This window comes from Streptomyces sp. CNP082 (assembly GCF_059570535.1).
The window spans coordinates 53,326-71,166 of record NZ_JCANSZ010000023.1 but is presented as its reverse complement, the minus strand read 5'-3'; the positions used below and the strand labels follow the sequence as shown (position 1 = coordinate 71,166).

Genomic DNA, 17,841 nt, shown 5'->3' with positions numbered 1-17,841 from the left:
CCATGCGCCTGCAACAGGCATGCCGCCGCTCCCGCGCGTGCTCCCGCGCGCACCCCTCGCGCACCGCCGCCGGGGGCACGGTCACAGCGGCACGATCTCCGGTGCCCCCAGCCGCGCCGCGTCCGCCGTCTGGTCGTCCGGCTGCCGCTGCGACTCACGCTCCGCCTCGACCCGCTTCTCGTAGTGCGCGACCTCGCGCTCGACCTGGTCCCTGTCCCAGCCCAGCACCGGGGCCATCAACTCGGCGGCCTCGGCGGCGCACTGCGTGCCGCGGTCGAAGGTCTCGATGGAGATCCGGGTACGCCGCGTCAGCACGTCGTCGAGGTGGCGCGCGCCCTCGTGGGAGGCCGCGTACACGACCTCCGCGCGCAGGTAGTCGTCCGCGCCCGTGAGCGGCTGGCCCAGCGACGGGTCCTGCTCGATCAGCTCCAGCACCTCCTGGGCCAGCGCCCCGTACCGGTTCAGCAGGTGCTCGACCCGTGCGACGTGCACCCCCGTACGCACCGCCGTGCGGGCCCGCGCGTTCCACAGCGCCTGGTACCCCTCCGCGCCCAGCAGGCGCACCTCCTCCGTGACGCACGGCCCGACGCGCTGGTCGAGCCCGTGCACGGCCTCGTCCACGGCGTCCTTGGCCATCACGCGGTACGTCGTGTACTTGCCGCCCGCGACCACGACGAGCCCGGGCACCGGGTGCGCCACGGTGTGCTCGCGCGACAGCTTGCTGGTCGCGTCCGACTCGCCGGCGAGCAGCGGACGCAGGCCCGCGTACACCCCTTCGACGTCGTCTCTTGTCAGCGGCACCGCGAGCACGGAGTTGACGTGCTCCAGGAGGTAGTCGATGTCGGCGGTGGACGCCGCCGGGTGGGCCTTGTCGAGGTCCCAGTCGGTGTCGGTGGTGCCGATGATCCAGTGCCGGCCCCAGGGGATGACGAACAGCACGCTCTTCTCGGTGCGCAGGATGAGGCCGGTGGTGGAGTGGATGCGGTCCTTCGGTACGACGAGGTGGATGCCCTTCGACGCCCGTACGTGGAACTGCCCGCGCTCACCGACCATCGCCTGTGTCTCGTCCGTCCACACCCCGGTGGCGTTGACGACCTGCCGCGCCCGCACCTCGAACTCCCCGCCCTGCTCCAGGTCGTGCACCCGCGCGCCGACGACGCGCTCGCCCTCGCGCAGGAAGCCCACGACCCGCGCGCGGTTGGCGACGTGCGCCCCGTACTGCGCGGCGGTGCGGACGAGCGTGGCGACGTAGCGTGCGTCGTCGACCTGCGCGTCGTAGTACTGCAACGCGCCCACGAGCGCGTCCTTGCGCAGACACGGCGCGACGCGCAGCGCGTGTGAGCGGGAGAGGTGGCGGTGCGAGGGCATGCCGCGGCCGTGCTCGCGGGAGACGGACATGGCGTCGTACAGCAGCACGCCGGAGCCCGCGTACGCCCGCTCCCAGGCGCGGTGCTTGAGGGGGTAGAGGAACGGCACCGGCTTGACCAGGTGCGGCGCCAGGCGCTCGGTGAGCAGCCCGCGTTCCTTGAGCGCCTCGCGGACGAGCGCGAAGTCCAGCATCTCCAGATAGCGCAGCCCGCCGTGGATGAGCTTGCTCGACCGGCTCGACGTGCCCGACGCCCAGTCCCGCGCCTCGACAAGACCGGTGGCCAGCCCTCGGGTGGCCGCGTCCAGCGCCGTGCCCGCGCCGACCACGCCGGCGCCGACGACCAGCAGGTCGAGTTCGTGCTCGGCCATCTGTGCAAGAGCCGCGCCGCGCTCGGCCGGCCCCAGTACCGCTGTCTTCACGGATGCCTCCTGTCCTGTCGCCCCGCTGCGGCAGTCCACGTGCCCACGTCCGATTCTGTCCGCACCCGGGCCGTACAGCCACCGTGCCCGCCACACGACAGGGCGCGCCACACCACAGGCGCCCGAAGCACCCAATACTGAATAACAGTCATATATGCCCGTAGCCTGACAAGCCCCCCTATCTGCCCCGGGCTCCCGGCCCGGACCGTCGGGAAGGAACTCCCCGCAGCCATGCCCGCAGACGTCGCCGTCATCGGACTCGGCCACCACGGCCTCCCGCTCGCCCGCGCCACGGCGGCGGCCGGCTTCTCCGTCGTCGGATACGACCCCGACCCGCGCGCCGTCGTCGCCCTCGCCGCGGGCCGCCCGCCGGTCGGCGGCTCGCTGACGGCCGCCGAGGTACGCAGGCTCCTGACCACCGGTTTCCGCCCCTCCGCGGACCCCGCCGACCTCGGCGGCGTCCGTACCGCCGTCATCTGCGTGCCCACCCCGCTCGCCGCGGACGGCGCGCTCGACCTCGGCCCGGTCGTGGACGCGGCGCGCGAGCTGGCGCGGCACCTCAAGCCCCGCACCACCGTGCTGCTGGAGTCCGCCGCGTACCCCGGGAGCACCGAGGACCTCCTGCGGCCCCTCCTGCAGCAGGGCTCCGGGCTGCAGGCGGGGCGCGACTTCCACCTGGCGTACTCCCCCGGCCCCCTCGACCCGGCCGACACCTCCCCCGCGCCGAAGGTCGTCGGCGGGCTGACCCCGGCCTGCACGGAGGCGGCGGTGGCGTTCTACGGGCGGTTCGCGGAGCGGGTCGTACGGGCCCGGGGGCCGCGCGAGGCGGAGACGGTGCGGCTGCTGGAGGGCAACGTACGGCACGTGAACGCCGCGGTCGTCAACGAGCTGACCTGGTTCTGCCACGACCGGGGCATCGACCTGTGGGACGTCGTCCGCTGCGCCGAGACCCGCCCCTTCGGCACCGCCCACGGCTTCCGCCCCGGCCCCGGCGTCGGCGGCCACGGCGTCCCCGTCGACCCGGGCCGCGTCCCCGTCCCCGTACCCCATCCGGGCGGCAGGACCGCCCCCGGCTTCGACCACCCGCTGCGGATGGTGGACCTCGCCCGCGAGGTCAACGGCCGGATGCCGCGGTACGTCGTCCAGCGCTGCGCCCAGCTCCTCAACGAGCACGGCAAGTCGGCCCGCGGCGCCCGCGTGCTGCTCCTCGGCATCACGTACGAACCGGACGTCGCCGACCTGGAGCGCACCCCGGCCGGCGACGTCGCGGCCCGGCTGACGGAGCTGGGGGCGCGGGTGGGGTTCCACGACCCGTACATCACGGCGTGGCAGGTACTGGGCCGGCCGGTGCCGCGGGCGGGGGCGCTGTACGACGCGGCGGCGGACGCGGACCTGACGGTGCTGCTGCAGCCGCACCGGACGTACGACCTGCAGGCGCTGGCGGTCAAGGCACAGCTCCTCCTGGACACCCGGGGGGCGGCGCCGACGGGGGCGGCACACCGGCTGTGACGGCGGGTCCCCGACGGGCCGCGGAACCGGACGGCAGCGGCACCCCGGCGCGCCCCGGATCAGCCGCCTCCCGGGGTGCCGCAACCGGGGGCTCACCGGCTGAACTGCTACCGTTCGGCCGTATGGGTGATGCGGTGATGACCACGGCCGACAGCCGCCCCCGGCTGCTGCAGACGCTCGCCGTCGGTGCCGCCGCCACCGTGGCGGGAGCGCTGGTCCTGGGCGTGACGCAGGGCCTGGTGGGCGAACGCGGCCTGGAACTCGGCTACTGGGCGCTGGCCCTCGGCCTCCTCGTCGGCGCCGCCGTGGGCCGCGCGGGCGAGCGGACCCGCGGCTCGGCCCTCCTGGCGATCCCCGTGGCGCTCTTCGGCGTCCTCCTCACGCAGCTCACGGCGACCGCCGTGCACCTCGGCACGGCGGACGCGGGCGCGGCCTACGACTTCTGGCGCAGCGACGTACTGGGGAAGAACGACATGACGTTCTTCCTGGTGGCCGCGGCAGAGGCGTTCCTGGTCAGCCAGCGAGTGTCCGAGGTTCGCAACAACATGTCGCAGTCGCGTCACGAGTCCCCCTAGGACTTGTTGTCGGTCCCCGATCAACTGCTAGCGTGCCGCTGGTTGTCCCACTGACCGCGCCCACCACACCAACTGTCCCCGGGCACGGCAACCTCATACTTCCGGGGGGAAGTACTCATGTCCCAGCCGTATCAGCAGCAGCCAGGCCCCGGCGCCCCGGGCCAGCAGCCCTTCGTGCCGCCGTCGCACGCCCAGCCGCCGGCCAGCACCGGCAACCCCGCCCTCGCCATCGGCGTCGCCATCGTCGCGGCGATCGTGGCGACGGCGATCTACGCCTTCATCCTCAAGTCGCTGTTCGACGAGCAGACCGGCGAGGTCACGAAGATCAGCTACGCCTCGCTCTTGGTCGGCGCGCTCATCGGCGCGGCGATCGGCAAGCTCGGCGGCCGGAACGTCGGCCTCTGGATCGCCGGCGCCGTCCTCGCCATCATCGCCGTCTTCATGGGCGAGATGTACGGGTACGCCATGATCCTCAGCGAGCTGTCGGATGGCCAGCTCGGCTCCGCGACCGAGATCCTCACCGACCACTTCGGTGACATGTTCAAGGGCTGGCGGGAGGAGATGGGCGCCGTGACCTGGTTCTTCATGGCCCTGGCCCCCATCGCGGCCTTCGGCACCGCGTCGAAGCTCGCCAACCGCTGACGCCCGGCGCAGCACCGCAGCAAGCACAGCACAGCAACAGGGGCCGGGCCCCGCGCGTGAAGCGCGGGGCCCGGCCCCCGTCGTGGCCCCACCGCAGCAGGACCGGAGGAGGAGTTCCAGGGGTACGCGCCGACGCCTCACGACCGCCGGGGAGACAGCCCTCCCATACGCCCGTGCAGCAGCAGGTAGAAGACGTACAGCGACTCACGGCCGCTCTTCCCGCGGTCGTAGCGCCGCTGGGCGCGCCCGAGGGGGTTCCACACCCGCCCGTCCGGCATCCGTACGCCGACGGGCTGCTCGAAGTAGTCGCGCTGCAGCCCGTCGAGGTCGACCCACCGCCCGCCGCCGGCCCGGACCATGACCTCGCCGACGTACGCCCCCACCCCCCGCAGCGCCTGCGCCACGGCCCGCTCGTCGGCCCCCCGCCCGGCGCGTATCCCGGCCACGATCCGGTCCGCCAGCCTGAGGCTCTCCACGGAGTAGTCCAGCGGCAACCGCCGCGGGCCCCGCAGCCATTCGGCCACCACGTCCTCCACGTACCGGCTCATCCCGGCCGCTTCGGGTAACACATCGCTCGCACGCTCCACGGAAAACCCCTCCATGCTCGCCGGTTGCGGCCTTCACATGGACAGCGCCGGGACCCCGCTGAAACGTCACACCTCCGGGGCGTGACACTTCCCACACGAGGTGTCACCACCCAGGTCTGGACAAACCCCCAACCTGCCGGTTCCGGCAACTCCTTACCGGCCGGCACGCGAGGCGCCACAGAACAACACCAGTGAGATGAATCCGACTTGGCGTGATTGTCCGCCGGCTTGCGGTCCCGCGGCGGCGGGGGTTAAGCAGTGCGGGCACCCGGACCGCCCGCGCCCGCAGAGGAGTTCACCGATGCGAGAAGCGGCGCGACCCGGGACGTACGAGGACCGGAAGAGCCAGGACCGCCCTGGGACGGTCCGTGAGCGCACCCCCTGGCCCCGCGGGACTGCCCTCCTGTCGGGGCCGGGGCGGTGCACCTCGGCGGCGGTGCTGGCGGCGTACCGGCGAATCGGTGTCTCGGCCCCGGCGGTCCTCAGCGGGAGCGGGCCACCGTCACCTCGACGCGCTGGAACTCCTTCAGCTCCGAGTACCCCGTCGTCGCCATCGCCCGGCGCAGGGCGCCGAAGAAGTTCATCGAGCCGTCCGGCGTGTGCGACGGGCCCAGCAGGACCTCCTCCGTCGTGCCCACCGCGCCCAGGTTCATCACCTTCCCGCGCGGCACGTCCTCGTGGACCGCCTCCATGCCCCAGTGGTGCCCCCGCCCCGGCGCGTCCGTCGCGCGGGCCAGCGGCGAGCCCATCATCACCGCGTCCGCCCCGCACGCCACCGCCTTCGGCAGGTCGCCGGACCAGCCGACGCCGCCGTCCGCGATCACGTGCACGTAGCGACCGCCGGACTCGTCCATGTAGTCCCGGCGGGCCGCCGCCACGTCGGCCACCGCCGTCGCCATCGGCACCTGGATGCCCAGCACGTTGCGCGTGGTGTGCGCCGCGCCGCCGCCGAAGCCGACGAGCACGCCCGCCGCGCCCGTACGCATCAGGTGCAGCGCCGCCGTGTACGTCGCGCAGCCGCCGACGATGACCGGCACGTCCAGCTCGTAGATGAACTGCTTGAGGTTCAGCGGCTCGGCCGCCGACGAGACGTGCTCGGCGGAGACCGTCGTGCCGCGGATGACGAAGATGTCCACCCCCGCGTCCACGACCGCCTTGGAGAACTGCGCCGTACGCTGCGGCGACAGCGCCGCCGCCGTGACCACGCCCGACTCGCGGACCTCCGCCAGCCGCCGGCCGATCAGCTCCTCCTTGATCGGCTCGTCGTAGATCTGCTGCATGCGCCGCGTCGCGTCGTGCTCGTCAAGACCGGCGATCTCGGCGAGCAGCGGCTCCGGGTCCTCGTAACGGGTCCACAGCCCTTCGAGGTTGAGCACCCCGAGGCCGCCGAGACGCCCGATCCTTATGGCCGCCTCCGGGGAGACGACGGAGTCCATCGGGGCGGCCAGGAAGGGCAGCTCGAACCGGTAGGCGTCGATCTGCCAGGCGATCGAGACCTCCTTCGGGTCCCGGGTACGCCGGCTCGGCACGATGGCGATGTCGTCGAAGGCGTACGCCATGCGCCCGCGCTTGCCCCGGCCGATCTCGATCTCAGTCACGGATGCTGCCTCTCCCACGAACTACGGCGCCAGACGGTTGCCGCCCCAGTATCCCCGACAGCCGCCGTGGACCGGGCTGCGTCACTCCTCCAAGAGCACCTGAGTGAAGTCCACCACGTGCACGACGAGCACCAGCACAAGTCCGTCGCTGACGACGTACTCGATGGCGATGTTGGGCGTTATGGCCAGCGAGCGCGTCGACTCGTCGCCGGAGATGGCGACCGACACCTTGGGCCGGGGATCCGTGGCGAGCACGGCGAGGCCGCGCTCAAGCAGCTCCCGGCGATCTGTCGGCAGGCCGTCCCGGATGCGGGCCGCCTCCTCGGAGTACTTCACGGAATAGAGCATTGGCACTCCCTGGTGACCCCCCGCTCAGCCTAGCGCCGCGCGGAGTAGTTCGGGGCCTCGGTCGTCATCTGGATGTCGTGCGGGTGGCTCTCCTTCAGGCCCGCGGAGGTGATGCGGACGAACCGGCCGTGGTCCTTCATCTCCGGGACGGTGCGCCCGCCGACGTAGAACATCGACTGCTTCAGCCCGCCGATGAGCTGGTGCACGACGGAGGCGAGGGGGCCGCGGTACGGGACCTGGCCCTCGATGCCCTCAGCGATGAGCTGCTCGTCGCTCTCGACCTCTTCCTGGAAGTAGCGGTCCTTGGAGTACGACTTGCTGCCGCCGCGCGACTGCATCGCGCCCAGCGAGCCCATCCCGCGGTACGACTTGAACTGCTTGCCGTTGATGAACAGCAGCTCCCCCGGCGACTCCTCGCAGCCCGCCAGCAGGCTGCCGAGCATCACGGTGTCCGCGCCGGCGACCAGCGCCTTGGCGATGTCGCCGCTGTACTGCAGGCCGCCGTCGCCGATGACCGGCACGCCCGCCTCCCGGGCCGCGAGCGCGGCCTCGTAGATCGCGGTGACCTGCGGGACGCCGACGCCGGCGACCACCCGGGTGGTGCAGATGGAGCCCGGTCCCACGCCGACCTTGATGCCGTCGACGCCCGCGTCGACCAGCGCCTGGGCGGCGTCGCGGGTGGCGACGTTGCCGGCGACAACGTCGACCGCCGCGTTCGACTTGATCTTCGCGGCCATGTCGGCGACGAGCCGCGAGTGGCCGTGCGCGGTGTCCACGACGATGAAGTCGGCGCCCGCCTCGACGAGCGCCTGCGCCCGCTCGTACGCGTCGCCCGCGACGCCGACGGCCGCGCCGACGAGCAGCCGGCCCTCGCTGTCCTTGGCGGCGTTCGGGTACTTCTCGGCCTTCACGAAGTCCTTGACCGTGATGAGGCCCTTAAGCACGTTCCGGTCGTCGACCAGCGGCAGCTTCTCGATCTTGTGCCGGCGCAGCAGCTCCATCGCCTCCGCGCCGGAGATCCCGACATGGCCGGTGACCAGCGGCATCGGCGTCATGATCGAGCGCACCTCGACGCTGCGGTCGGGCTCGAAGGCCATGTCGCGGTTGGTGACGATGCCGACGAGCGTGCCGCCCTCGTCCGTCACCGGCACGCCGCTGATCCGGAACCGGCCGCAGAGCGCGTCCGCCTCGGCGAGGGTGGCGTCGGGGTGGATGGTGATCGGGTCGGCGACCATGCCGGACTCGGAGCGCTTGACCTGGTCGACCTTCTTGGCCTGGTCCTCGATGGAGAGGTTGCGGTGCAGCACGCCGACGCCGCCCTGGCGAGCCATCGCGATGGCCATCCGGGACTCGGTGACCCGGTCCATGGCGGCGGAGAGCAGCGGGATGTTCACCTTGACGTTCCGCGACACGTGGCTGGCGGTGTCGATGTCGCCGGGGGCCATGTCGGCGGCGCCGGGCAGCAGCAGGACGTCATCAAAGGTGAGCCCGATGGTGGCGAACTTGTCCGGGACGTCTGCGGCGCGCTCTGTCATGACACCCTTCCGGTGGGTCTTGCCCGATGGGACTGACCATGGTAACGGCGCGCCGAGCGGTCCCGTAACGGGCCTGGTGACAGGTGCACGAAGGTACGAAGTCCGCGGCTGGAAGGGCCTTAGGACCGGGGGTCGCGGCTGCTCTCCGTACGCTGTACGTCGTACGCCGCGCACCGCGTGCAGTGCACGCCGACGCCGATGCCGTACGGGCCACGCGACGCCCCCGCGCGCCCGCGCCTACTGCCGCGCCAGCGCCCGCAGTCTGCTCAGCGCCCGGTGCTGCGCCACCCGCACCGCGCCCGGCGTCATCCCGAGCATCCGCCCCGTCTCCTCCGCGCTGAAGCCCACCGCCACCCGCAGGAGCAGCAGCTCCCGCTGGTTCGCCGGCAGGTTCGCCAGGAGCTGCTTCGCCCACTCCGCGTCGCTGCTCAGCAGCGCCCGCTCCTCGGGCCCCAGCGAGTCGTCCGGCCGCTCGGGCATCTCGTCGGACGGCACGGCGGTGGAGCCGGGGCCGCGCATCGCGGCGCGCTGGAGGTCCGCGACCTTGTGCGCGGCGATGGCGAAGACGAACGCCTCGAAGGGGCGGCCGGTGTCGCGGTAGCGCGGGAGCGCGCAGAGCACGCCGATGCAGACCTCCTGCGCGACGTCGTCGACGAAGTGCCGTGCGTCGCCGGGCAACCGGTGCAGCCGCGTGCGAACATAGCGGAGCGCCAGGGGGTGCACGTGGGCCAGCAGGTCGTGCGTCGCGCGCTCGTCCCCCTCGGCCGCGAGCCGGACGAGTCCCCTTATCTCGACCGGCCTTTCGGCCGTCTGGGAAACAGTGGTCTCGTTGCCGCGCATCCGTCCATGGTGCCTCGCCCCCGGACGTTCCGCTGTGTCGCGGCCGTCGTTGTAGACCGAAGCGTTATGCGCAACTGCGCGGACAGTCACCACACGCGCCCTCCCTTCGCTGCCCCCGTGCGGGATTCCGCTGTGCCCGATGCGCGTCGTTCCGGAGAACCCATGCCTCAAGCATGCGCCTTCGCGCGCGAAACCGGGCCGCCCCGTGGCCCGCGGCCCCCGTCCGCGGGCCCGCCGCAGCGTACGGGGCGGGCGTGCCGGCCCGGGGCACGGGGCCCCGGCGCGGCGGACGCGCGGCAGGTCAGCGTACGAGACCCCAGCGGAATCCGAGCGCAACGGCGTGCGCCCTGTCGGACGCGCCGAGCTTTTTGAAAAGCCTGCGCGCGTGCGTCTTCACGGTGTCCTCGGAGAGGAACAGCTCGCGGCCGATCTCGGCGTTGGACCGCCCGTGGCTCATGCCTTCGAGCACCTGGATCTCGCGCGCCGTGAGCGTCGGCGCGGCGCCCATCTCGGTGGAGCGCAGCCGCCGGGGCGCGAGCCGCCACGTCGGGTCGGCGAGCGCCTGCGTGACGGTGGCCCGCAGTTCGGCGCGGGAGGCGTCCTTGTGCAGATAGCCGCGGGCGCCGGCGGCGACCGCGAGGGCCACGCCGTCGAGGTCCTCGGCCACGGTCAGCATGATGATCCGCGCCCCCGGGTCGGCGGAGAGCAGCCGGCGCACGGTCTCGACGCCGCCGAGGCCGGGCATCCGTACGTCCATCAGGATCAGGTCCGAACGATCGGCGCCCCATCGGCGGAGCACTTCCTCGCCGTTAGCCGCCGTCGTCACGCGCTCGACGCCGGGCACGGTCGCAACCGCACGGCGCAGCGCCTCTCGGGCGAGTGGGGAGTCGTCGCAGACGAGGACGGAAGTCATGGCCGCCCTCCGGAGCTGATGCGCGTCACCTTGAGCCTCCAGGGCTGGTACGTATCGTCACCTTCGGCGGTCGACCGTGCGTCGGGCGCACCCGGGACGAATCACGCCCGCAGTCAACCGCTTCCGCACTCTCAACGACGGTCACCCGAAAGAGTTACGGGGGCTCCTGGCACCTGTTGCAACGGCTGTCGCCACGGGACCGGGGCCACACACGTCGCCACCCTACGTGAGGAACCGGTTACCGAGAAGGAGTCGATACGCCGCGCCGCGCCATGACCTGAATGCACCAATTCGCTCATCTCTGATCAGCTATTTTCTATTTTCCCTATGAGTACTATTTACATCCGGTAAGCCCGGAGAGGTAGTGTCACGACCGTTAAGGGTCTTCCATGGCGCTTCCAAGGTGATACAAAATGGCTGATTTCTCCCGCCTTCCGGGCCCGAACGCCGATCTGTGGGACTGGCAGCTCATCGCAGCGTGCCGCGGTGTCGACAGCTCGCTGTTCTTTCACCCGGAAGGGGAGCGGGGCGCCGCCCGGAGCGCACGGGAAGCATCCGCCAAAGAGGTCTGCATGCGCTGCCCGGTGCGCGCGGAGTGCGCGGCGCACGCGCTGGCGGTTCGTGAGCCGTACGGCGTGTGGGGCGGGCTGACGGAGGACGAGCGCGAGGAGTTGCTGGGGCGCGCCCGGCACCGGACGCCGGCCGCGGGGACCACGTCTCCGGCGCCGGCGTCGGCGCCCGGGCCACCGCCGCACAACTGAGGCGCGGCGCCGGGCGGAGGGCGCCGGGACTTCGGGGATCCGGTGGGGCGCGGAGGTTTGGCGGCTGCGGTGCGCAGAAGAGCCCGTGCGCTACGAGCCCGCTGACTCCCCGGCCGCCGCGCCATGCCCGCCCTGGGCCGCCTGCATGTCCTGCATGTCCCGCGCGCCCTGGGTGTCCTCGGCTTCCTGGGCTTCCTGGGCGTCCGCGGTTTCCTGCGTGCCCCGCGCGCTCTGGGCTTTCTGCGTGCCCGGCACGTCCTTCGTGTCCCTGGCCGCCGTCACCAGGCAGTCGAGCATCGCCCCCACCGCCGGCACCCGGGCCAGGTCTGCCAGCGTCAGCGCGACCACCTCCCGCCGCGCCTCCGGGGTCAGCGGCACGGTCACGACTCCCCGCGGCGGCACCGCGCAGACCGCGAGCCCGGGCAGCACCGCGACCCCCAGCCCGGCGCGCACGAGGCCGACGACGGCGGGGTAGTCGTCCGTCGCGAAGTCGATACGGGGCGCGAAGCCGGCCCGTTCGCAGAGCGCCACCAGGTGCCGGCGGCACCGCGGGCAGCCCGCGATCACGGGCTCCTCTGCCAGCTCCGCCAGCTCGACCCGGCCCGCCGCGGCGGCGGGATGACCCTCCGGCACCAGGCACACCAACCGGTCCGCGAGGAGCGGCCGTACGACGAGCCCCTCCCAGCCGTCGCCCGGACCGCCGGTGGTTCCGGCGTCCGGCCCCACCCGCCCGGTCCCGGCCCCGGCACTGTCACCGCCGCCGGCCGGCGCTTCGTACGCCGCGTCGTCCGTACCGCCCGTACCCGCCGGCGGGTAGTGGAACGCCAGCGCGATCTCGCACTCGCCCTCCCGCAGCATCTCCACCGACCGCGGCGGCTCCGCGTCCACCAGCGAGATCCGCGTCCCCGGGTGCGCCGCCCGCATCGCCGCCAGCGCGCCCGGCACGATCGTGGAGCTCCCGCTCGGGAACGACACCAGCCGCACCCGCCCCGCCCGCAGCCCCGCGAGCGCCGCGACCTCGTCCTCCGCCGCGGCCAGCCCCGCGAGGATGCCGCCGGCGCGCCGCACGAGCGCCTCCCCGGCCTCGGTGAGCCGCAGCTCACGGCCGGCGCGGACGAGCAGCGGCGTCGCGGCCGTCTGCTCCAGCGCCTTCATCTGCTGGCTGACGGCGGGCTGGGTCAGGCCGAGTTCGCGGGCGGCGGCGGAGAACGAGCCGGTCGCGGCGACGGCCCGGAGAACGCGCAGGTGGCGGGCGTCGAACATGGCTCCACCCTAAGGGAGTCCCGGGCCCCGCCGGCCAAGATCGGAAAGTCGTTGGGCGTTGTCACAGCGGCCGGTTACCGTCGAAGGATGCAGGTGCTCTCCGTGAACCTCGCCCGCCCGCAGACCGCCCCCGACATCACCGACGCCCCCGGCTTCGTCACCGGCATCGACAAGCGCCCGGCCGACGGCCCGGTGCGCGTCGAGGAGCCCGGCCCCAAGGGCGCCGGCGGCAGCGCCCTCGCCGGCGACGTCATCGGCGACCTGCGCCACCACGGAGGCACGTACCAGGCGGTGTACGCGTTCGCGCGCGAAGACCTCGACGTCTGGGGCGCCGAACTCGGCCGCGAGCTGCCGAACGGCGTCTTCGGGGAGAACCTGACCACCTCCGGCGTCGACGTCTGCGGCGCGCGCATCGGCGAGCGCTGGCGGATCGGCCCCGACCTGCTGCTGCAGGTCACCAGCTCGCGCATCCCCTGCCGCACGTTCGCCGGCTGGCTCGGCGAGCAGGGCTGGGTCAAGCGCTTCACGCAGGCGGCCCGGCCGGGCGCGTACCTGCGGGTGATCGAGCCGGGCGAGATACGGGCCGGGGACGCGATCCGCATCGAGCACCGCCCGGACCACGAGGTGACGGCCGCCTTCTGGTTCCGCGCGAACACCCTGGAGCGGGAGCTGCTGCCCCGGCTCCTCGCGGCCGGAGACGCGCTGCACCCGGAGTCCGTGGCGAAGGCCCGCAAGGCGGCGGCCCGCGCGTCCTGAGGACACGGCTCTGCGGGGCCGGGGGGCGGGGGCCGGCGGCGCGGCGCGCCGGAGGGGCTTCGGGAGCGGCGGCCTGCCGGACGCCGGGCGTGCCCGCTAGCGTGCGGCCATGACGACTGCGCTGATTACGGGATCGACGGCCGGCCTCGGCGCCGCCTTCGCGCGCCAACTGGCTGCTTCGGGGCACGACTTGGTGCTCGTCGCCAGGACGGCGGAGCGGCTGCACGAACAGGCCGCGGAGCTGCACGAGCGGCACGGTGTCGAGGCGTCGGTGCTCCCCGCCGACCTGTCGACGGACGAGGGCATCGCGGCGGTGGAAATGCGCCTCGGTGACGCGGAGCGGCCGGTGGACCTGCTGGTCAACAACGCGGGCTTCGGGCTGAAGGGGCGCTTCCTCCAGGTGGCCCTGGCCGACGAGCTGACGATGCTGAAGGTGCACTGCGAGGCGGTGCTGCGGCTGACGACGGCCGCGGCGGCGGCGATGCGGGAGCGGTCGCGGGGTGCGGTGGTCAACGTCGCGTCGTCGGCGGCGTTCGTGCCGCGCGGGACGTACGGGGCGAGCAAGGCGTGGGTCGCGCAGTTCACGCAGGGCGTGGCGCGGGACCTGGCGGGCAGCGGGGTGCGGCTGATGGTGCTGTGCCCGGGGTTCGTGCGGACGGAGTTCCACGAGCGGGCGGGGATGGGGACGGACAACATCCCGGGGTGGATGTGGCTGGACGCGGACAAGGTGGTGGCGGAGGGGCTGCGGGACCTGCGGAGGGGCCGTACGGTGTCGATCCCGGACGTGCGGTACAAGGCGCTGATGGGGGCGGCGAAGCTGGTGCCGCGGGAGGTGCTGGGGCGGTTCTCGTCGGGCGCGGGCCGCAAGTACGGCCCGCGGTAACGGGGTTCCCGGCCCGCCCCGGGCCCCCCGGCCCCGGCCCCGGCCCCCGAGCCCCGAGCCCCGAGCCCCGAGCCCCGAGCCCCCGGCAGCGTCACCGCGGTAGCCCCCTGCCCGGCAACGCTCCGGTGCCGGTAGGCGGAGGGAGGATGTTCCCCGACCCCGCCCCTTCCCGAAACTCGGGGGCTCCGCCCCCGAGACCCCCCGGCGCTCCGCCCCAAACCCCCGCACCCACGCGGCCCCGCCGCACCAGGCCATCGCCCCGAACACCCGACGCCGCCCCACCCCGAAACCCGGGGGCTCCGCCCCCGAAACCAAGGAGACGATCCGTATCGTTGGCCCACGGGTTTCCGGTCACGCAGGGAAGAGAGTCGTCGTATGCGTACCCATCCGCTCGGCAGGACCGACGTCGACGTCACCGAGCTCGGTTTCGGGGGCGGGCCGCTCGGCGGGCTGTTCGCGCCGCTGGACGATGACACCGCGGCGCGGGCCCTGGGTGCCGCCTGGGACGGCGGGATCCGTTACTTCGACACCGCCCCGCACTACGGCATCGGCCAGTCCGAGCGTCGCATCGGCGAACTGCTGCGTGGCAAGCCGCGGGCGGAGTTCACGCTGTCGACGAAGGTGGGGCGGCTGCTGGTGCCCCAGGATCCGGGTGGGCGCATGGACGAGTTCTTCGCCGTGCCGGCCACCCACCGCCGGGTGTGGGACTTCTCCCGCGACGGTATCCGGCGCAGCGTCGAGGACTCCCTCGGCCGTATCGGCGTGGACCGGATCGACGTGCTGTATCTGCACGATGCCGAGGAGCACTTCGAGGACGCACTGCGGCACGGCTACCCGGCGCTCGCCGAGCTGCGTGCCGAGGGCGTGGTCGGGGCGGTCGGCGCCGGGATGTACCACCCGGGGAAGCTGACCCGCCTGGTGCGGGAGACCGACGCGGACGTGGTGATGCTCTCCGGCCGCTACACCCTGCTGGACCACAGCGCGCTGGACGAGCTGCTGCCGGCCTGCGCCGAGCGCGGGGTCACGGTCCTGGCCGCCTCCGTCTTCAACTCCGGGCTGCTGGCGACCGGCCGGCCCGCGCCCGGGGCCCGCTTCGACTACGCCCCCGCAGACCCGGAGCTGGTGCGGCGGGTGGAGCGGATCGCGGACGTCTGCGAGCGGCACGGCGCGACCGTCCCGCAGGTGGCGATGGCCTTCCCGCTGCTGCATCCCGTCGTCGCCGGCATCGTGCTGGGCATGCGCAGCACGGACGAGGTACGGGACAACCTGGCCGCGTTCGGTACGCGGATCCCGGACGGAGTCTGGTCCGACCTGCGCGCGGAGGGGCTGCTGGACGAGCGCGCCCCGACCGCGACCCCGACCGCGCCGTGACGGGTCTGACTCGGGTATGCGGCCGGCCGTCTCCTCGGCCGCGGTCAGGCGGCGCGCCGGAAACCCGCTGCGCTCGCCCCGGGTGCCCCGCACCACACGCCGCAGGGCCTCGCCCCCGTACGGATACGTACGGAGGCGAGGCCCTGTCGTGTAACAGCCCGGGTCCGGAACCCGTCGCCCGACCGGAGGTCAGTGCGCGTGGCCGTGGCCGTGGGCGTGGCCCTGGTCCTCCTCCGGCTCCGGCTTCTCCACCACCGCGCTCTCCGTCGTGAGCAGCAGGGAGGCGATCGACGCCGCGTTCTCCAGCGCCGAGCGGGTCACCTTCACCGGGTCGATGACGCCGGCCTTCACCAGGTCGCCGTACTCGCCGGTGGCGGCGTTGAAGCCCTGGCCGGCCGACAGCTCGCCGACCTTGGAGGTGATGACGTACCCCTCAAGGCCCGCGTTCTCCGCGATCCACCGCAGCGGCTCGACCGCAGCGCGGCGCACGACCGCGACGCCGGTGGCCTCGTCGCCGGTGAGGCCGAGGCCGTCCTCCAGCACCTTCGCGGCGTGGACGAGCGCCGAGCCGCCGCCGGAGACGATGCCCTCCTCGACCGCCGCGCGGGTGGCGGAGATCGCGTCCTCCAGACGGTGCTTCTTCTCCTTCAGCTCGACCTCGGTGGCCGCGCCGACGCGGATGACGCACACGCCGCCGGCCAGCTTCGCCAGCCGCTCCTGCAGCTTCTCGCGGTCCCAGTCGGAGTCCGTGGCGTCGATCTCCGCCTTGATCTGCGCGACCCGGCCGGCGACCTCGTCGGACTTGCCGGCGCCGTCGACGATCGTCGTGTCGTCCTTGGTGATGACCACGCGGCGGGCCGTGCCCAGCACCTCGAGGCCCACCTGGTCGAGCTTGAGGCCGACCTCCTCGGAGACCACGGTGCCGCCGGTGAGGGTGGCCATGTCGCCGAGCATCGCCTTGCGGCGGTCGCCGAAGCCGGGGGCCTTGACGGCGACGGAGTTGAAGGTGCCGCGGATCTTGTTGACGACGAGGGTGGACAGCGCCTCGCCCTCCACGTCCTCGGCGACGATCAGCAGCGGCTTCGACGAGCCGGCCTGCATGACCTTCTCCAGCAGCGGCAGCAGGTCCTGGATGGAGGAGATCTTGCCCTGGGTGATCAGGATGTACGGGTCCTCCAGCACCGCCTCCATGCGGTCCTGGTCGGTCACCATGTAGTGCGACAGGTAGCCCTTGTCGAAGGCCATGCCCTCGGTGAAGTCCAGCTCCAGGCCGAAGGTGTTGGACTCCTCGACGGTGATGACCCCGTCCTTGCCGACCTTGTCCATGGCCTCGCCGATGAGCTGGCCCACCTGCTCGTCCTGCGCGGACAGCGCGGCGACCGCGGCGATGTCGGACTTGGAGTCGATCGGGCTGGCGGCCTTCAGCAGGTCATCGGAGATGGCCGCGACGGCGGCGTCGATGCCGCGCTTGAGCGCGGAGGGGGAGGCGCCGGCGGCCACGTTGCGCAGGCCCTCGCGGACCAGCGCCTGGGCCAGCACCGTGGCGGTGGTGGTGCCGTCGCCCGCGACGTCGTTGGTCTTGGTCGCCACCTCCTTCACAAGCTGGACGCCCAGGTTCTCGTACGGGTCCTCGACCTCGATCTCACGGGCGATGGTCACGCCGTCGTTGGTGATGGTCGGGGCACCGAACTTCTTGTCGATGACGACGTTGCGGCCCCTGGGGCCGATCGTCACCTTCACGGTGTCGGCGAGCTTGTCCACGCCGCGCTCAAGAGCGCGGCGGGCGTCCTCGTCGAACTTCAGAGTCTTCGCCATGGAACGTGGATCCTCTCAAGGGGGCGCCGTAGGGAGCGCCGACGCCCCGGCCCGTTTCGATATGTCCTGCTCGATGAACGGATCCGGGGCGCGGCCTGGTGCGGGAAGAAGCGGGAAGCGCCCCGTTACTTCTCGATGATCGCGAGCACGTCGCGGGCAGAGAGGACGAGGTAGTCCTCGTTGTTGTACTTCACCTCGGTGCCGCCGTACTTGCTGTAGAGAACGACGTCGCCGACGGAGACGTCGAGCGGCAGCCGCTTGCCGTCCTCGAAGCGGCCCGGGCCGACGGCCAGGACGACGCCCTCCTGGGGCTTCTCCTTGGCGGTGTCCGGGATGACCAGGCCCGAGGCCGTGGTCTCCTCGGCGTCGAGCGTCTGGACCACGATGCGGTCCTCAAGCGGCTTGATGGCAACCTTGGTGCTGGCGGTCGTCACGATCCGACCTCCCCCTTCGGAGATCTCGCGGGGTTGAATGTCTGGGGTGGCGACCCTGGTGGATCCGTCGTCGCGGGTGCCGGATCCGCCTCGTCGCTGTGTTGGCACTCTCGCTGGGGGAGTGCCAGAGCCGAGGTTATGCCGCGCTTTAGCACTCGGTCAAGCCGAGTGCCAGATTGCCACCCGTGGCGCCGCCCGCCGCTCGTACAGTCGTACGGGCCAC

General features: G+C 72.8%; 16 protein-coding genes and 1 pseudogene. 7 read left to right on the top strand and 10 right to left on the bottom strand.

Annotation, left to right across the window (positions count from 1 at the left end):
- Positions 1 to 81: 81 nt before the first annotated feature.
- A complete protein-coding gene (locus B124_RS19520) occupies positions 82 to 1,788 on the bottom strand; it encodes a glycerol-3-phosphate dehydrogenase/oxidase (RefSeq protein WP_496504156.1) in 1,707 nt (568 codons plus the stop codon).
- Between the two features lie 231 nt (positions 1,789 to 2,019).
- On the opposite strand from B124_RS19520, the gene B124_RS19515 reads away from it, so the two are divergent.
- From B124_RS19515 to B124_RS19505, 3 genes are all read left to right on the top strand, one after another.
- Positions 2,020 to 3,297, top strand: a complete 1,278-nt coding sequence (locus B124_RS19515; RefSeq protein ID WP_496504155.1) for a nucleotide sugar dehydrogenase — start codon at positions 2,020 to 2,022, stop codon at positions 3,295 to 3,297.
- Positions 3,298 to 3,419: 122 nt separating this feature from the next.
- Positions 3,420 to 3,872, top strand: coding sequence for a hypothetical protein (locus B124_RS19510; protein WP_496504154.1), 453 nt, complete (start codon positions 3,420 to 3,422; stop codon positions 3,870 to 3,872).
- A 117-nt stretch (positions 3,873 to 3,989) separates the two neighbouring features.
- Complete coding sequence (locus B124_RS19505; RefSeq protein WP_496504153.1) at positions 3,990 to 4,514, top strand: hypothetical protein; 525 nt, start codon at positions 3,990 to 3,992, stop codon at positions 4,512 to 4,514.
- A 137-nt stretch (positions 4,515 to 4,651) separates the two neighbouring features.
- Here the strand turns inward: B124_RS19505 and B124_RS19500 are convergent, their stop codons facing one another.
- The 6 genes from B124_RS19500 to B124_RS19475 form a co-directional block, all read right to left on the bottom strand.
- Positions 4,652 to 5,062 (bottom strand): hypothetical protein, encoded by a 411-nt coding sequence (locus B124_RS19500; RefSeq protein WP_496504186.1) that lies wholly within the window; start codon positions 5,060 to 5,062, stop codon positions 4,652 to 4,654.
- Positions 5,063 to 5,583: 521 nt separating this feature from the next.
- On the bottom strand, positions 5,584 to 6,699 hold the full coding sequence (locus B124_RS19495) for a GuaB3 family IMP dehydrogenase-related protein (protein WP_496504152.1): 1,116 nt from the start codon (positions 6,697 to 6,699) through the stop codon (positions 5,584 to 5,586).
- Positions 6,700 to 6,780: 81 nt separating this feature from the next.
- Positions 6,781 to 7,047, bottom strand: coding sequence for a hypothetical protein (locus B124_RS19490; protein ID WP_496504151.1), 267 nt, complete (start codon positions 7,045 to 7,047; stop codon positions 6,781 to 6,783).
- Positions 7,048 to 7,076: 29 nt separating this feature from the next.
- Positions 7,077 to 8,582 carry an IMP dehydrogenase gene (guaB, locus tag B124_RS19485; RefSeq protein ID WP_496504150.1) on the bottom strand — a complete coding sequence of 502 codons (1,506 nt, stop codon included), beginning with the start codon at positions 8,580 to 8,582 and terminating at the stop codon, positions 7,077 to 7,079.
- A gap of 237 nt (positions 8,583 to 8,819) precedes the next feature.
- Positions 8,820 to 9,422, bottom strand: coding sequence for a sigma-70 family RNA polymerase sigma factor (locus B124_RS19480; protein ID WP_496504149.1), 603 nt, complete (start codon positions 9,420 to 9,422; stop codon positions 8,820 to 8,822).
- 301 nt (positions 9,423 to 9,723) lie between these two features.
- Positions 9,724 to 10,335 carry a response regulator transcription factor gene (locus tag B124_RS19475; protein ID WP_026276081.1) on the bottom strand — a complete coding sequence of 204 codons (612 nt, stop codon included), beginning with the start codon at positions 10,333 to 10,335 and terminating at the stop codon, positions 9,724 to 9,726.
- Between the two features lie 413 nt (positions 10,336 to 10,748).
- Between B124_RS19475 and B124_RS19470 the strand changes: the two genes are divergently transcribed.
- Positions 10,749 to 11,096 carry a WhiB family transcriptional regulator gene (locus B124_RS19470; protein WP_496504148.1) on the top strand — a complete coding sequence of 116 codons (348 nt, stop codon included), beginning with the start codon at positions 10,749 to 10,751 and terminating at the stop codon, positions 11,094 to 11,096.
- A gap of 267 nt (positions 11,097 to 11,363) precedes the next feature.
- Here B124_RS19470 and B124_RS19465 read toward each other — a convergent pair.
- A pseudogene (locus B124_RS19465) lies at positions 11,364 to 12,359 on the bottom strand (LysR family transcriptional regulator); the annotation flags it as partial.
- Positions 12,360 to 12,446: 87 nt separating this feature from the next.
- On the opposite strand from B124_RS19465, the gene B124_RS19460 reads away from it, so the two are divergent.
- The 3 genes from B124_RS19460 (at position 12,447) to B124_RS19450 (ending at position 15,369) form a co-directional block, all read left to right on the top strand.
- Positions 12,447 to 13,115, top strand: coding sequence for an MOSC domain-containing protein (locus B124_RS19460; RefSeq protein WP_496504147.1), 669 nt, complete (start codon positions 12,447 to 12,449; stop codon positions 13,113 to 13,115).
- Between the two features lie 109 nt (positions 13,116 to 13,224).
- On the top strand, positions 13,225 to 13,998 hold the full coding sequence (locus B124_RS19455) for an SDR family NAD(P)-dependent oxidoreductase (protein WP_496504146.1): 774 nt from the start codon (positions 13,225 to 13,227) through the stop codon (positions 13,996 to 13,998).
- A 375-nt stretch (positions 13,999 to 14,373) separates the two neighbouring features.
- Positions 14,374 to 15,369, top strand: coding sequence for an aldo/keto reductase (locus tag B124_RS19450; RefSeq protein WP_496504145.1), 996 nt, complete (start codon positions 14,374 to 14,376; stop codon positions 15,367 to 15,369).
- A 189-nt stretch (positions 15,370 to 15,558) separates the two neighbouring features.
- Here B124_RS19450 and groL read toward each other — a convergent pair whose 3' ends face one another.
- Both groL and groES read right to left on the bottom strand, forming a co-directional pair.
- Positions 15,559 to 17,184: a chaperonin GroEL gene (gene groL / locus B124_RS19445; protein WP_496504144.1), complete on the bottom strand. Its 1,626-nt coding sequence runs from the start codon at positions 17,182 to 17,184 to the stop codon at positions 15,559 to 15,561.
- A gap of 125 nt (positions 17,185 to 17,309) precedes the next feature.
- Positions 17,310 to 17,618: a co-chaperone GroES gene (gene groES / locus B124_RS19440; RefSeq protein ID WP_496504143.1), complete on the bottom strand. Its 309-nt coding sequence runs from the start codon at positions 17,616 to 17,618 to the stop codon at positions 17,310 to 17,312.
- Positions 17,619 to 17,841 lie beyond the last annotated feature (223 nt).

What these genes read in the sequence shown, in the direction of transcription:
- B124_RS19510 (WP_496504154.1), top strand. Translation starts at nt 3,420, where the DNA reads ATGGGTGATGCGGTGATGACCACGGCCGACAGCCGCCCCCGGCTGCTG.
- B124_RS19490 (WP_496504151.1), bottom strand. Translation starts at nt 7,047, where the DNA reads ATGCTCTATTCCGTGAAGTACTCCGAGGAGGCGGCCCGCATCCGGGAC.
- B124_RS19455 (WP_496504146.1), top strand. Translation starts at nt 13,225, where the DNA reads ATGACGACTGCGCTGATTACGGGATCGACGGCCGGCCTCGGCGCCGCC.
- B124_RS19505 (WP_496504153.1), top strand. Translation starts at nt 3,990, where the DNA reads ATGTCCCAGCCGTATCAGCAGCAGCCAGGCCCCGGCGCCCCGGGCCAG.
- B124_RS19450 (WP_496504145.1), top strand. Translation starts at nt 14,374, where the DNA reads ATGCGTACCCATCCGCTCGGCAGGACCGACGTCGACGTCACCGAGCTC.
- groL (WP_496504144.1), bottom strand. Translation starts at nt 17,184, where the DNA reads ATGGCGAAGACTCTGAAGTTCGACGAGGACGCCCGCCGCGCTCTTGAG.
- B124_RS19460 (WP_496504147.1), top strand. Translation starts at nt 12,447, where the DNA reads ATGCAGGTGCTCTCCGTGAACCTCGCCCGCCCGCAGACCGCCCCCGAC.
- B124_RS19480 (WP_496504149.1), bottom strand. Translation starts at nt 9,422, where the DNA reads ATGCGCGGCAACGAGACCACTGTTTCCCAGACGGCCGAAAGGCCGGTC.
- B124_RS19500 (WP_496504186.1), bottom strand. Translation starts at nt 5,062, where the DNA reads ATGAGCCGGTACGTGGAGGACGTGGTGGCCGAATGGCTGCGGGGCCCG.
- B124_RS19515 (WP_496504155.1), top strand. Translation starts at nt 2,020, where the DNA reads ATGCCCGCAGACGTCGCCGTCATCGGACTCGGCCACCACGGCCTCCCG.
- guaB (WP_496504150.1), bottom strand. Translation starts at nt 8,582, where the DNA reads ATGACAGAGCGCGCCGCAGACGTCCCGGACAAGTTCGCCACCATCGGG.
- B124_RS19475 (WP_026276081.1), bottom strand. Translation starts at nt 10,335, where the DNA reads ATGACTTCCGTCCTCGTCTGCGACGACTCCCCACTCGCCCGAGAGGCG.
- B124_RS19470 (WP_496504148.1), top strand. Translation starts at nt 10,749, where the DNA reads ATGGCTGATTTCTCCCGCCTTCCGGGCCCGAACGCCGATCTGTGGGAC.